This window comes from Sphingomonas colocasiae, from assembly GCF_019880585.1.
Taxonomy (GTDB): Bacteria; Pseudomonadota; Alphaproteobacteria; order Sphingomonadales; family Sphingomonadaceae; genus Sphingobium_A; species Sphingobium_A colocasiae.
The window spans coordinates 23,386-36,560 of sequence record NZ_JAINVV010000006.1 but is presented as its reverse complement, the minus strand read 5'-3'; the positions used below and the strand labels follow the sequence as shown (position 1 = coordinate 36,560).

The 13,175-nt window shown below is 66.0% G+C and carries 10 protein-coding genes; 7 read left to right on the top strand and 3 right to left on the bottom strand.

Annotated features, from left to right (window positions below; translation table 11 throughout):
• Positions 1-9 precede the first annotated feature (9 nt).
• The 3 genes from K7G82_RS13555 to K7G82_RS13545 all read left to right on the top strand — a co-directional run bounded on the left by K7G82_RS13555 (position 10) and on the right by K7G82_RS13545 (position 3,097).
• Positions 10-858: a tetratricopeptide repeat protein gene (locus K7G82_RS13555; RefSeq protein WP_222990442.1), complete on the top strand. Its 849-nt coding sequence runs from the start codon at positions 10-12 to the stop codon at positions 856-858.
• A gap of 199 nt (positions 859-1,057) precedes the next feature.
• Positions 1,058-1,990 (top strand): HEPN domain-containing protein, encoded by a 933-nt coding sequence (locus K7G82_RS13550; RefSeq protein WP_222990441.1) that lies wholly within the window; start codon positions 1,058-1,060, stop codon positions 1,988-1,990.
• Between the two features lie 105 nt (positions 1,991-2,095).
• Positions 2,096-3,097, top strand: a complete 1,002-nt coding sequence (locus K7G82_RS13545; protein ID WP_222990440.1) for a GSU2403 family nucleotidyltransferase fold protein — start codon at positions 2,096-2,098, stop codon at positions 3,095-3,097.
• A gap of 212 nt (positions 3,098-3,309) precedes the next feature.
• On the opposite strand, the gene K7G82_RS13540 is transcribed toward K7G82_RS13545, so the two are convergent.
• Complete coding sequence (locus K7G82_RS13540; protein WP_222990439.1) at positions 3,310-3,597, bottom strand: type II toxin-antitoxin system ParD family antitoxin; 288 nt, start codon at positions 3,595-3,597, stop codon at positions 3,310-3,312.
• Positions 3,598-3,754: 157 nt separating this feature from the next.
• Here K7G82_RS13540 and K7G82_RS13535 point away from each other — a divergent pair, with 157 nt between their 5' ends.
• The 4 genes from K7G82_RS13535 (at position 3,755) to K7G82_RS13520 (ending at position 8,147) form a co-directional block, all read left to right on the top strand.
• Positions 3,755-5,047, top strand: coding sequence for a YdcF family protein (locus K7G82_RS13535; protein WP_222990438.1), 1,293 nt, complete (start codon positions 3,755-3,757; stop codon positions 5,045-5,047).
• Positions 5,048-5,556: 509 nt separating this feature from the next.
• A complete protein-coding gene (locus K7G82_RS13530) occupies positions 5,557-5,694 on the top strand; it encodes a benenodin family lasso peptide (protein ID WP_222990437.1) in 138 nt (45 codons plus the stop codon).
• Positions 5,695-5,754: 60 nt separating this feature from the next.
• The gene (locus tag K7G82_RS13525; RefSeq protein ID WP_222990436.1) at positions 5,755-6,426 is read left to right on the top strand and encodes a lasso peptide biosynthesis B2 protein; all 672 of its coding nucleotides are present in this window, start codon (positions 5,755-5,757) and stop codon (positions 6,424-6,426) included.
• Positions 6,426-8,147, top strand: coding sequence for an asparagine synthase-related protein (locus K7G82_RS13520; RefSeq protein ID WP_222990435.1), 1,722 nt, complete (start codon positions 6,426-6,428; stop codon positions 8,145-8,147). Before K7G82_RS13525 ends, K7G82_RS13520 begins: the two co-directional genes overlap by 1 nt.
• A gap of 142 nt (positions 8,148-8,289) precedes the next feature.
• Here the strand turns inward: K7G82_RS13520 and K7G82_RS13515 are convergent, their stop codons facing one another.
• Both K7G82_RS13515 and K7G82_RS13510 read right to left on the bottom strand, forming a co-directional pair.
• Positions 8,290-10,530 carry an Atxe2 family lasso peptide isopeptidase gene (locus tag K7G82_RS13515; RefSeq protein WP_222990434.1) on the bottom strand — a complete coding sequence of 747 codons (2,241 nt, stop codon included), beginning with the start codon at positions 10,528-10,530 and terminating at the stop codon, positions 8,290-8,292.
• A complete protein-coding gene (locus K7G82_RS13510; protein ID WP_222990433.1) occupies positions 10,527-13,148 on the bottom strand; it encodes a TonB-dependent receptor domain-containing protein in 2,622 nt (873 codons plus the stop codon). Before K7G82_RS13510 ends, K7G82_RS13515 begins: the two co-directional genes overlap by 4 nt.
• Positions 13,149-13,175: the final 27 nt, after the last annotated feature.

Sequence of the window (13,175 nt, the reverse complement as noted above, 5' to 3'; positions counted from 1 at the left end):
GATTTACTGATGTTACATTTTCCAATTCTGCATCGATCCGGTGCGATGGCTTTGGCGCTTGCGACCCTCATGGCGATGCCCGCCGCCGCTGAAACGGTGATGCCGGCCAACATGCTTCTCTCAGGAGATAGCGGTACAAATCTCGAAGCTGAGCTCAATGCCTGCGCGATGTTTCAGGATGATCTGAGCATCAACATCAAGGCATGCGATGTTGCTCTGGCTCGTCGCGACCTGAAGCGCCATGATCGCGCCAGGCTGCTGCACGCCAGATCATACGCCAAGGTTGGAGTAAATGATTTCCGCGGAGCGCTGCGCGATATCGAAAAGGCCATCAAACTGCTTCCCGGCGTTGCAGGCCAGGAAGCGCAGCAATGCTGGATTCTTGCTGGGCTCGACGAAAATCTCGATCGCGCCAAACTCAGTTGCCTGAAATCCCTGGAGCTTGGTTCGCCCAACTATCGCCTCTTCGACAGCCTGGGCCTCATTTCTTTCCGCAAAGGCGAGTTCCAGAAGGCCTTCACCTATTATGATATCGCCAGCTTTAACGGGACTTGGACCCCGGCCGTATATGGCAAGCTTCTCTCTATCAAAGCGTATCTGGCGCTCTCCGATGAGCAGATCGCGCTCGGCAAGAGGAGTCTGCAAGCCGACGGTATCGGGAAAGTCGAAGAGTTGAACGATCCGGCGGGCTTGCGCCAACTCTTTGGCGGACATCTGAAGGTGGCCGAGAGCGCCTTCTTGAAATTCAGCGAAAAAGAACAGCGCGAAGCGCGGGCCTCGTTTGAGCGATTTGGACTCAGCGAGACCACGGTCGATGCTGCCGCCCGCAAGATCATGGCTGAGCATCCGCTCCGCTGACCACGCACGGTGCATCAGGCGTCAGCCCGTGGTTGATGCGCATGCTCCTGAAGAAATAGCCTGTCTTCCTCCTCCCTCATGCGAGGGATGGCGCCGCCGTCCTTGTCCCCTTAACCTCATCCGTTCTTGACCAGTCTCCCTCTCACGCCTGCCGCCTCCCTTGCCAAACCCGCAGCCTTCCGCGAGAATCCTTGCTTCGATGCGTACCGACCTTTCCCATCTTCCGGCCGCCAAGCAGCGTGATCTCGAACGCGTTATCGCGATCCTCTTCGAGGAATTCGGCGACGCCACCGCGCTTGCCTCGGGGGAATGGAAGAAGAAGGGGCGGATTCTCAAGATCATCCTCTACGGCAGCTATGCGCGCGGCGGCTGGGTGGATGAGCCGCATACAGCCAAAGGCTATCAGTCCGATTTCGATCTCCTCATCATCGTGTCCGATCCAAGGCTGACCGATCCGGTCAAATTCTGGGAAAAGGCCGAGGAGCGGCTGACTCGTGAGTTCGGCATCACCAGGACGATCAGGACGCCGGTCAATTTCATCGTCCATACCCTCCAGGAGGTGAATGACGGGCTGGCGCATGGGCGGTATTTCTTCATGGATATCGCCCGCGATGGCATCGCTCTGTACGAGAGCGAAGGGAGTGAGCTTCATAGCCCGAAGCCTAAGACGCCTGAGCAGGCGCTGGCCATGGCCAAGGAATATTTTGAGGAGTGGTTTCCGGCCGCAGCCGACTTCAAGGAAAGCGGCGAGTTTCTGGCCGAGAAGGGCCGCTATAAGCGCGCGGCTTTCCTATTCCATCAGGCCACTGAGAACCTTTACCACTGCGTGCTGCTGGTCAGCACATTCTACACGCCGCACGTCCACAATCTGGGGTTTCTCCGGACGCAGGCCGAGCGGCTCGATATCCGCCTCGTCGATGCTTGGCCCCGCGAGCAGCGGCGGGAGCGTGCGATGTTCGAGAAACTCAAGGACGCCTATGTGAAGGCGCGATACTCGAAACATTATCGCATCACTCAGGAAGAGCTTGTCTGGCTCGGCGAACGCGTCGAGGCGCTTGGCGCGATCGTCCACACCATCTGCGGCGAACGGATCGCGGCGCTCGCCGCCGCTACCACCGAGCAAACCTCCTGAACCCCTTTGCGCCTTCTTCCGGCACGAGATGGGACTGTAAATAGCTGAAAATGCAAATTTAACCCGCAATTTTGAAATTTCTGGATTTGCGGGTTAAAACGCGCCATGGCCTTTGAGAATTTTTCTGATGAGCAGGCGCGGACCATCGTCAACCTGGCGCAATCCTATGCGGCCTGGATGGACGCCGAACGGCGTCTGGGCGCGCTTCCTTACGACCTGAAAATTCGCGAGATCAACGGCACGCGCTACCTGTATGAAACGAGGGATCGGAGCGGCAACGGCAAAAGCCGTGGCCCTCTCGATGCCGACAAACAGCGCGATTTCGATCACTACCGCGAGGAAAAGGCCGACGCCAAGGACAAGCGCGACGGTGCCCGGGCGGGCCTCGAAGAAAAAACCAGCCTCTACCGCGCGCTGCGCCTGCCGATGTTGCCCAGTCAGGCGGGCCGCATCTTGCGCGAAGCCGACCGCCGCGGGCTGCTCGGCCGCGACATTCTCGTCGTCGGCACCAATGCCGTCGGCGCCTATGCGCTGGAGGCCAACGGCTTCATCCGCGATGCGCCCGAGGAAACCGAGGATTTCGATCTTGCGTGGATCGGCATGGAAGCGGAGGAAGGCGCACGGCCTTTGTGGGACATGCTTAAAGCGGCGGACAGCTCCTACACCGTCAACACCGAACGCCCGTTCCAGGCCCGCAACCGCGATGCCTATGAGGTCGAGATCCTCGTCGCGCCGTCGCGCGCCGGCGGCATGTTCCGCACCGACCAGCCGATCCCCGTCCCGCTGCCCGAGCAGGAATGGCTGTTGCTCGGCGAACAGGTCGATCAGATACTCATCTGCCGCGACGGAACCCCGGCCCGACTGGTTGTTCCCGATCCCCGCTATTTCGCGCTGCAGAAACTGTGGATGTCCGATCAGGTCAAACGCCATCCGCAAAAGCGTCCCAAGGACCGTAAGCAAGGAATGGCTCTCCTCGACGCCGTCGCCCGCGCCATGCCCCGCTTCAAACTCGACAATGAATTCACCGCCGGTCTCCCCGCCGAACTCCTCCCTTATTTCGACCAATGGCGCGCGCAGTGGAAGCAACCCGAACGACCCGACTGGTAAAGCTGACAGTCCCGGCGTAAGGAGTGAGAATGTCGGGAACGCAGGAAATTTGAGCGTGAGGCCGCGGGGACGCGGCCTGCCATTCGGCATTTTGTCCGCCCTTGGCGGCTGACCCGAGTTCTGGCTCGAAAATCACCATCTTGCAAAGCGTGGATCGCGGTACTTGCCGCCGCTGCGGAACCCTCTGCCTGAAGCACTCCGGAATCAGGCCATCAGCGCACGGTCGCACGATCCCCGGCCTGTCGGCCCAAACCGCTGATAAACCCGTCGAGCGCGTCCTCCGCGACATCCACGAAGCGTCCGGCTTCGACATCGTTCCAGCCGGCTTGCGCTGCTGTCCGCAGCGCTTCGAGCCGCGCGGCATTCTCGGCCGCGTCATGCTCGACCAGCCTTAATCCGTCCCGCAGCACCTCGCTGGCATTTTGATAATGCCCGGATTTCACCAGCCTATCGATCGACTGTGACTGGCGATCGGTCAGGACGACGTTGCGGGGTGGCATGGCTGCATCTCCAATAGCCGAGGCACCATAGCGCATTTGGCATCTGCCAACACATGCCCGTCGCGCATTCGAGGTTAGCGAAAGGAGATCGTATCGCAGCACTGCGGGGACCGCCGCCTGGTTCGTTTGAAGTGCGAACACGAACAACCCGGTGGATATGACCCGACCCTTGATCACGGCGAGAGCCGCGCTGACCCTGGCGTTCGCGCCTGTCGCGATCGCCGCCTTGCCCGCCGCCCATGCACAGTCCGCATCCTATCGGCCGCTCGTCTCCGCCGAGCCATTGCAGGACCGCATCGCCTATCTGCTGACTCTGTTCGAAAAATCTCCCGAAGTTCAACACGTCTTATTCCGCGATCCAGCGCTGCGCGCGGTCCGCGACCGACTGGTCGAGACGCGCTCGGCGGTGCAGGCCGCGTGCGCGGCGGCCGATGCGACATCATGTCCCGTCGAGCGACTGATGCTGGGCGAGGGGGAGATCGAGACTGTCGCCTCGGTGCTGGTCCGGCTGGCTGTTTCCGATCCCGCTGTTGCGTCTCTTGTGTCCGGGCATGTCCGTCCCTCCGGCCGCTATCAGCTCCATGCCCATCTTTCCGATCCCGAATTGCTTGCCGCCGCCTGGCGCGATGCCGCGCGCGCGATCAATCGCGTCTACCGCCTCTACGCGCTGGGCGAAAAACCCGCTTACCCCGCGATCGACGGTCTCGACCGCGAAGCCGCTTTGCCGCGTTTCCAGGGGCGATTGGGCGATGCGCTGGCCATGCGTGCCGCGCTTGGTAGTGGGAGCGGATATTTCGGCTCGGTCTGGTCCGTCTATGCCGTCGACCTGCTGATCCTCGCCCAGCGCGACGAGGCCGCGCGTTACGAGCCCCTCGATGCCGGCCTGAACAGGACCGCCAACCACTTCGCCCGCGGCCTGCGCTGGGGCCGCTACCGCTACAGCGCCATCCTCGTGCCCGGCAATGGTCTCGAGCCCGGCGAGAAATCCCTGTCGGCGATCGCGGTCCTCCGCCTCCGCCTCGCCGCCGAACGCTGGCGCGCGGGGCAGGCGCCGCTCATCATCCTCTCCGGCGGCCACGTCCACCCCAACCGCTCGCCCCATGCCGAGGCGATCGAGATGAAGGCGGTGCTGATGAAGCGCTACGGCGTGCCCGAACGCGCCATCCTCACCGATCCCTATGCACGCCACACCACCACCAATCTGCGCAACGCCGTGCGGCTCCTCTTCCGCGCCGGAGCCCCCATGGACAAACCGCTCCTGGTCACCACCAGCGTCTGGCAGACGCAATACATCGCCGACCCCGGCAAGGACGGCCTCGCCGAACGGTCCCGCCGCGAACTCGGCTACCCGCCCTATAGCGACCCCCGCACCATCTCCCCGGTGGAAGCCAGCGTCATGCCGGATCTCCGCGCACTTCACACCGACCCCAACGAACCCCTCGATCCCTGAAGCTTTACCGCGCGCGCCCAACTGGTCGCCGCACAACCCGCGCTGCTCCCGCAGGGATCACCGCGCCCCGCGCGGGCGATGCTTCCGGCGTCCCACATATCGTGAGACGGAATGAACGGAATCGATGCACCGGGTGCCGCTTTCGTGCTCGTTGCAAGCCTGCTGCGGATATCGGTAGCTTGCTCGTTTGGACTATACCGGCGGCAAGCCGGACAACTGACTGGGGGGCGGCGGTCGCGCGTTGCCGGTATCCGGCGGGCGGTTATTCCCTTTCCTGCCCTGGTCGGACCGGTTCTGGATCGCCGCCCTTTTATTGTCCCTTTTTCGAGAACGGGTGCGTCGTTTCGCTGGCGCCGGAGGAGGGCTGGCGTTGGCGCTCGGATCCGGCGCCCGGCGGGATCGGCCTGTCCGCCGACATTCGCTCCATCGGCGGACTATAGAGTTCGTATAAGGCTTGTCCGGGTCCAGCCTTTCCATGCCGCCATCCCGGCGGCGGAAAGGAGCAAGTCATGAACCGTCAGACCGAAACGCTCGACAGCGTCACGCTCGACCTCGGCGTCGCCAGCCTCGAAACCCGGGGCTTCGGCAAGGGCCAGCGCGATGTGCCCGACGAACAGGATCCGGCCTCGGGTCTTTCCGACGACTGATCCGTGACGGGTGCGCGGGAGGCTTCGGCCTTCCGCGCACTTTTTTCATGTGGGTGCGCCATGGGCCTTCGACTTCGATCCGGTTTGTCCTTCTGCGTCGCTGAGAATCGCGCGATCTTCCTCGATCTCGCGCGCGACCGCTATTTCGCGCTGCGGGCGGACGAGGAGCGCGCCTTTCTGGATTTCGCCATGGCTGGCGGGACGACGGACGGGGCGGACATATGTCCGTCGCTGGCGCGGCTGGTCTCCGCCGGGTTGCTGGTCGAGGGTGACCTCGAGGGCGGGGGCGCGGGCGGGATCGTGCCTGTGATCGCCGAGCCGGTTTGCCGGGACTTTGTCGGTCGCGACGATGCCGTCCTGTCGCGCAGGGCGGTCGCGCTTGCGCTGGTCTGCCAGCTCCGCGCCGGCCTTGCCGTGCGCGGGCGGCCGCTTGGCGCGCTCGTCCGGCGTGTCCGGGGGGTGCCGCTGCGTGGCGGCGGCGAGCGCGTGCCCTTTGGCAATATCGTCGCCGCGCACCGGCGCGCCGATCTATGGTTCTCCGTCCATGACCGGTGTCTCGCCAAGTCGGTCGCGCTGTTCCGGGCGCTGCGCCGCAACGGCACCGATGCACGGCTGGTCTTCGGAGTCTCGGCGCGGCCCTTCGCCGCGCATTGCTGGGTGCAGCTGGGCGACAGGGTGCTGAGCTGTCCGCTCGATCAGGCGCGGCTCTTTACTCCCATCCTGGTCGCCTGATGTCGCCGCGCTGGATCCTGGCGATCGGCGCCGACACGGGCGGGCGGCGCCAGATCGAGACGCGCGCCGGCCAATGGGGCCTCGTCAATCGCTGCGAGACGCGCGGGTTCACGCTGCTTGCCGATCTGACCTTGCCGGTGCCGGCCGATGGCGTTGCCGGGCTGGCGGTGGTCGGGCGCCTGTTCGGGAGCCAGGATTTCTCGGCCGTCGGGCGGCTGGGGGACGAAGCGGCGTCGGCGATTGCGGGTGATCCGGCCTCGGTGCTGCGCGATCGTTACTGGGGCGGCTATGTGGCGGCTGTCTGTGATTCCGCATCGGGCGAGACGCGCTTGCTGCGCGATCCTTCCGGTGCCGTTCCGGTCTATTGGGCGAAGCTGCCGAGCCTCTGGATCGTGTCGGGCGATGCGCGGCTCCTCTGCGATGTGATCGAGACCCGCATCGCTATTGATTATACGTCGCTCGCCGCGCGCCTCTTCTTTCCCGGCCATCATGGCGCGCGCACCTGTCTTGCCGGCGTTACCGAACTGCTTCCCGGCGAAATGCTGACGATCGGGCGGAGTGCGTCGGCATCGTGCTGGTGGCGGCCCTCGGACCATGTGCGCGATCTCGGGATGGACGCATCGGCGCTCGAGGCGGTGATCGACCGGACCGTCCATGCGCTTGCCGGCCGCCATCACCGCATTGTCCTGACCGTCTCGGGCGGGCTCGATTCCTCCATCCTGGCTTCCAGCCTTGCCGGCCAGCCATGCCCCGTCGACCTGTTGACCGTCGCCAGTCGCGATCCGCGTGGTGACGAGCGCGGCTATGCCGGGATGCTCGCACGATCGCTCGGCCGGCCGCTTGCTTCGCGCTGGTATGATCATGGCGGGATCGATGTGCGCTTGCCCTCGGTCGAGCATCCGCCCTGGCCGGGGGCGCGGACCTTCGCGCAAGGCTATGACCGGCTGCGCCAGGCCCATGCCCGCGCGCTCGGCGCCGATGCGATCTTCAGCGGCGACGGCGGCGACAATGTCTTCGGGCTCACCATGTCGGCCGCGCCCGTCATCGATCGGCTGATGGCCGAGGGGCCGCGGGCGGCGATGGCGAGCGCGGCGGATATCGCGCGCCTGACAGGGGTCGGCATTCCCGCGGTCTGGCGAAGCGTGGCGGGGCGGATGCTGCGCCGTGGTCGGGGCATGTGGCGCGAGGATGCCGCGTTCCTGACGCCCGGGGCGGTGCGGCTGGCGAGGCGACTGCCCTTTCATCCCTGGCTGGAGGAATCGCGGGGCCTGCCGCCGGGCAAGCGCGCGCATATCGCCTCGCTGGTCCGCGCGCAGCGTTACGCGGAGGGTTATGCGCGCGGCCCCGCCGAGGCGGTGCTGCCCTTGCTTGCCCAGCCGATCGTCGAGGCCTGTCTCTCCATCCCGAGGTGGCGCTGGTGCGAAGGCGGCGAGAACCGGGCGGTCGCGCGCCGGGCCTTTGCCGGGCGGCTGCCCGAGGCGATCGTCCATAGGCGCTCGAAGGGCGGGCCCGATGCGTTTTGCGTCGAGATCGTCGAGCGCAATCGCGCAGGCATCCGTGCGCATCTGCTCGACGGGCTGCTTGTCCGCGAAGGGCTGGTCGACGGGGCTTCGGCCGAGGCGTCGATCGCGTGCGGAGAGGCGGAGCGCGGCGACGTCCATCGCATCCTCGCGCTGGTCGATGCCGAGGCCTGGGCGCGGCACTGGAGCGGGGCAGGCTGACAGGCGCGCAGGCGATGCGGATCCGTTCGTGTTGATCCGACGGGATCGGTCAATGAGAGCCGGCTGTCGCAAGGGGCGTGATCGATGGACGGCGTGCCTATCGATCACGATCATGGGCAATGATGATCGATAGAATTGCCCTTTATCGATCATTGCGCATCTGGGGCTTGGGTCCTGCCACGGAGATCACGCCGATCTGCGTGCCGGGTTGTTCCGCCGACGGCCCGGCCTGCACCTTCATCGCCCGCCAGCGCCGGTATTGCGCGGAGAGGGCGGGCGCGGGATCCTCCTTGTCCTTCAGCCAGAAATCGAACCAGGCGAGATTGCGCTCATAGATGGCGAGCCGGTGGGCGGGCTGGTATTTGATATGATGCTCGTCGGGAAACACATGCATCTCGACCGGCTTGCCTGCTTGTCTGAGCGCCCAATAGCTCGACAGCGCACCCAGAAATTCGTCGTCGGCGAGGTTCATCAGGATCGGCGTCGTGATCCTGCCGGCATTGATCGAGAGCGCGACGGGCGACCAGAAGCCGTTGGACGGCTCGCCGGGTCTGGGGAGGCCGCCCTTGGCGACGGCGTCGATCTGCGCTTCGCCCAAGAGCGGCACCAGCCCGGGATCGAGGCAGCAGCTGCTCATCGCCGCGGCGGCGAAGCGGCCGCCATCGATCAGCGCCCAGGCGAGTGTCGTCGCTCCATCGCTGAGCCCGGTGATGCCGATCCGGTCCGGGTCGATTGGGTAGGTCCTGAGCGCCAGCGCGATGCCGCGTTCGAGCGACGACTGGACGCTGCGGCGCTCGGCATGTTCGCCCGTATCGCTTGTGGTCGCGTCTTTGGCGTCCGTGGCTCTGCTGCCCGTCTCTTTGGCGCCGGCGGTGGTCAGATTGGCGTCGGCGATGTTCGCGTGTGGGTCGGTAGGGGGCAGGACGGCGAGATGGAGCGGGCGCTGGAAGCTCAGCACCGCATGGCCGTGCGCGGCGAGCGCCAGGATAGGATATTCGTCGCCGGTCCCGCCGCGCAGGAACCCCCGCGAACCGTACTGGACGATGACGAGGGGATAGGGAGCCTTCTGGTTGCCTTTAGGCAGGACGATATCGCCGAACGTCTCGATGCCGTTCTCGTTGGTCCAGTAGTGGCGCTTGAGTACGGGTTTTTCGAGCCGGTCGAAGCCGGGATTGGGGTTCCAGAGCGGAGAGGTTTTTCCGGTGCTGCCGTCGATCTTGACGATGCGGCGAGGACTGAGTGAGGCTTCGGTGAGGCAGATCGCGTCGTCCTGTGCGGCCGGGCGGCAGCCGATCAGCAGGTCCTCGGTGGTGGTGAGCGTCCTGGGTGCGCCCTTGCCCGGGGACCAGCGATGGAGCGCCAGCGCCTGGCGTGCCTTGCCCTGGCGCTTGAGGAAGAAGAGCGTGCCCGCATCCGACCACCAGAAATCGACGATCTCGCCGCCGCACAGGTCGCAGCCATGATCCTTGCCCGCCACTCTGGCGGTCAGCCGCCGGTCGAGGAAGCCCGAGCCTGGCATCGTCCAGGCGAGGCGGTCCTCGGGGCCGGTCGCGGCGGCGAGGGTGGTTTTGGGCAGTGTCGGTGGGATGCGGTCGAGGCCTTTGGTCTCGGTGTCGGTCGCCGGGCGGATCCTGGCCGTTGTCGTGTCGATCGCGAAATGACTGGTGGTGATGCCCGCCTCGCGCGGGAAGGGCGTGCGGCCGGTCAGCGGGCGGAAGCGTTCGTCGAGGAGATGGCCGGTTTTCGCTTCCTCGGCGATTTGCGCCTTTGCGGCGAGTTCGCCGGTGCGGCTACCGAAGACGATGGCCTGTCCGTCGGCCGACCAGATGAATTGCTCGACGCCCGCCGGATTGGTCGTGTCGGTGGTGAGGGCTTTGGGGTCTTTGCCGTCGATCCGGGCGAGCCAGATCTGCGCGGCTTCGCCCGTCCGCTTGAGCCAGGCGATATGGCGTCCGTCGGGTGACCAGATTGGGGTGATGATCCGGGGCACCCCGCTTTCCGGCAGCGCATGGCCGAACAGCTTGTAGCGTTCGCGGATCAGGTCGCCGCCCGTGTCGAGCAGGCGCGGGGGCTTGGGCGCGTGTGTGTCGCTTGCGAGATCGATGAGGACGAGGCCCTGGCAATAGCTGTTGGTCGGCGGATCGGCGCGCCTGAGGATGAAGGCGAGGTGCCTGCCGTCGGGCGAAAGGCCGAGCGGGCTCGGCAGGTCGACCCGGTCGCCCGGCTGGCCGATATCGCGCAGCGTCGCGAGATCTTCCGCCGTGACCGGGCGTGGTTTGATTTTGCTCTCTGCCGTGGGTGGCAGCAGGTCGCCGCAGGCGGCCTGGGCTGATGCCAGGCTCGCCGCGGTGACGAGGAGCGTTGCCGCGAGCTTCGGGCTCATTGCCAGCGCTTGGTGATCGAGAAACCGACAAAACGCCCGATCGCCGAATAATTGGTCGAATCATAGGGCACGAACTGGACACGGTCGGTCCGGATCGTCGCGGGCTTGTCGTTGAGGAGATTCTGGACGCTGAGCGCGAACTCCATATTGTCGGTGGCGCCGGTGCCTTCATGGGTGCGGTAGCGGACCGTCAGGTCGAGGCTGGTCTGCCCCGCGACCTGGACATGGGTGGCCGTCCGGTCGTCGGTCACCTTGCCGATATGGCCGAGCCAGGCCGCGACGCTCAGCCCGCCCTGCTCATAGACCGCGCCCGAGCGCAGCCGCCAGTGCGGGCTGTTGAAGATCGTGCCCGCGACCTGGAGAAACGGCTGGCCGTCGAAGAGCTGGCGCTCGCTCTCGATATAGCTTGCCGAGGCCTGGAGCGTGAGCGCGGCGTCGTCGTCGAGCTCGGCGCGGTAGCGCGCGGAGATATCCGCGCCGCGTGCCTTTTGTCGCGCGACATTGGTGTAGCGGTTGTCGACGATGCCGAGCACGCGCGCCGGGTCGTAGGCATTGCTCGTGAGGTTGTTGAGCCCGAGGCCCGACAGCGCGATCGCCGCCTGTTGCTGGGCGAGGCTGGGCGCGAGCGTCACGAACGCGGCGTAGAGCGGGTTGGAGAGGATGCCCGTGGTCGAGGCGATCGGGGTCACGACGCGTTTCGAATAGGCGATGTCGAAATAGCTGAGCTCGAGCGTGAAGCCGGGGAGCGCGCGCGGGGTCAGGCTCGCGGTCGCGGTCCAGCTCGTCGAGCGTTCGGGGACGAGGTCCGGATTGCCGCCCGAGAGATAGAGCATCGTGCTGCCGGCGGGCGCGCCCGCGACATTGAGCAGCGCCGTGTCCTGGCTCAGGAATTGCTGGTAGAGCGTCGGCGCCTTGAACGACTTGCCCCAATTGGCGGAGAGCTTGAGGTCGGGCGAGATCGTCGCGATCACCCCGAGCTTGGGCGTCGCGACCTCGCCCATGGCGCGGTAATTCTCGTAGCGGAGGGCCGCGCTGAGGCTGAGCCGGTCGAGCATGGGGATCGCCATGTCGGGCGACACCAGCGGCATGAACAGCTCGCCATAGCCGTACCAGCTTTCCTGCGCCGCGCTGAAATCGGAGACCGTGGTCGCCGCACCCACGAAGCTGATCCGCCTGCGCTTCTGGTCGAAGCGGTTCTCGCGGTATCCGCCGCCGAGAGCCAGCCGGACGCCGCCCGCCGCGAGGTCGAACAGCTTGCCGTCGGCGGCGAGGTCAATGGACGTCAGTGAATTGCACATGCAGATGCGCGTGTCATACTGGTCGACGCCGCCGGTCGCGTAGATGGTCGAGAGATGCGCCTTGTCCTCGGCGCGGACGAGGCCCGCGCTCACCGCCCAGCCGCCGATCTTCGCGTTCAGCTGCGGCGCGATCGAGAAACGCTCGGAGCGCGCCCGGCTGATCGTCCCGTAAAAGTCATAGGGCGCCGTCGCCGAGAAGGGCGCCTGGATGACATGGGTGCGCTCATTATAGAGCAGGTCGGTCGAGACGGTGACGCCGCCGCCCAGCGACTGGTGCAGGCTGGCGAGCGCGCTCGTCGAGCGCATCTCGGGATAGAGCGTCGCCGTATCCTCCTGGTTGGCGGTGTAGCTTCTGTTGCGCGCGAGGATGGCGCTGCTGTGGCTCCGGTCGACCGCTGCCATGAAGCCGCCGCTGGACCATTTCGCGCCGCCGAGCAGGCCATATTGCTGTTCGACATCGCCGCCGTCGGTGGCGGCGCCGAAGCGTGCGTTCGCCGACACGCCTTCATAGTCGCGCTTGAGCAGGATGTTGACGACGCCCGCGATCGCGTCCGAGCCGTAGAGCGCCGAGGCGCCGTCGGCGACCACCTCGACCCGGTCGACCGCGTCCACCGGGATCGCCGAAATGTCGATCGCATTGCTGACCCCGCCATAGGCCATGCGCTTGCCGTTGAGCAGGGTCAGCGTCGCATCGGGGCCGAGGCCGCGCAGATTGGGGCTGGAGCCCGAGTTCACGTTGACATTGTCGGCGCCGCGCACGCCGCCGCCGACGCCCGGATTCTGGCCGCCGTTGAAATTCTGGGGAATGGCGCGGAGCGTCTGGCCGAGATCGCTCTGCCCGGCATTGCGGATATCCTCGGACGTCAGCCGGATCACCGGCGAGGCCGGCGGGGCGCCCCGGATGCGCGAGCCGGTGACGACGATGTCGTCGCCGCTTGCGGTTCCGTTTGCAGGGCGGCGCACGACGATCGTGTCGCCCTCGCGCTCGGCGACAAGCCCGGTGCCCGCGATCAGTCGCGCGATCGCCGCGTCCGCGCCGAGCCGGGCATTGAGCGCGGGCGCGCTTCTGCCCGCGACATCCTCGCTGGCGAAGACGATCTCGAGTCCCGTTGCGCGGCCGATGGCGAGCAGCGCCTCGCCGAGCGGCTGGGCGGGCAGGTTCCAGGCGATGAGCGGCGGTTGTGACGGACGTGCCTGTTTTGCCGTTGCGGGTTCTTGCGACTGTCCGCTGGCTGCCGCCTGTACCGGCATGGCCGCGGCGAGCGCGGTCGCGGCGATGCCCGCCATGAGCGCGGTGCGCCCGTCGAGATGGATATGCATGAAACCTCCCCCTTGTTGGCCGCCGCT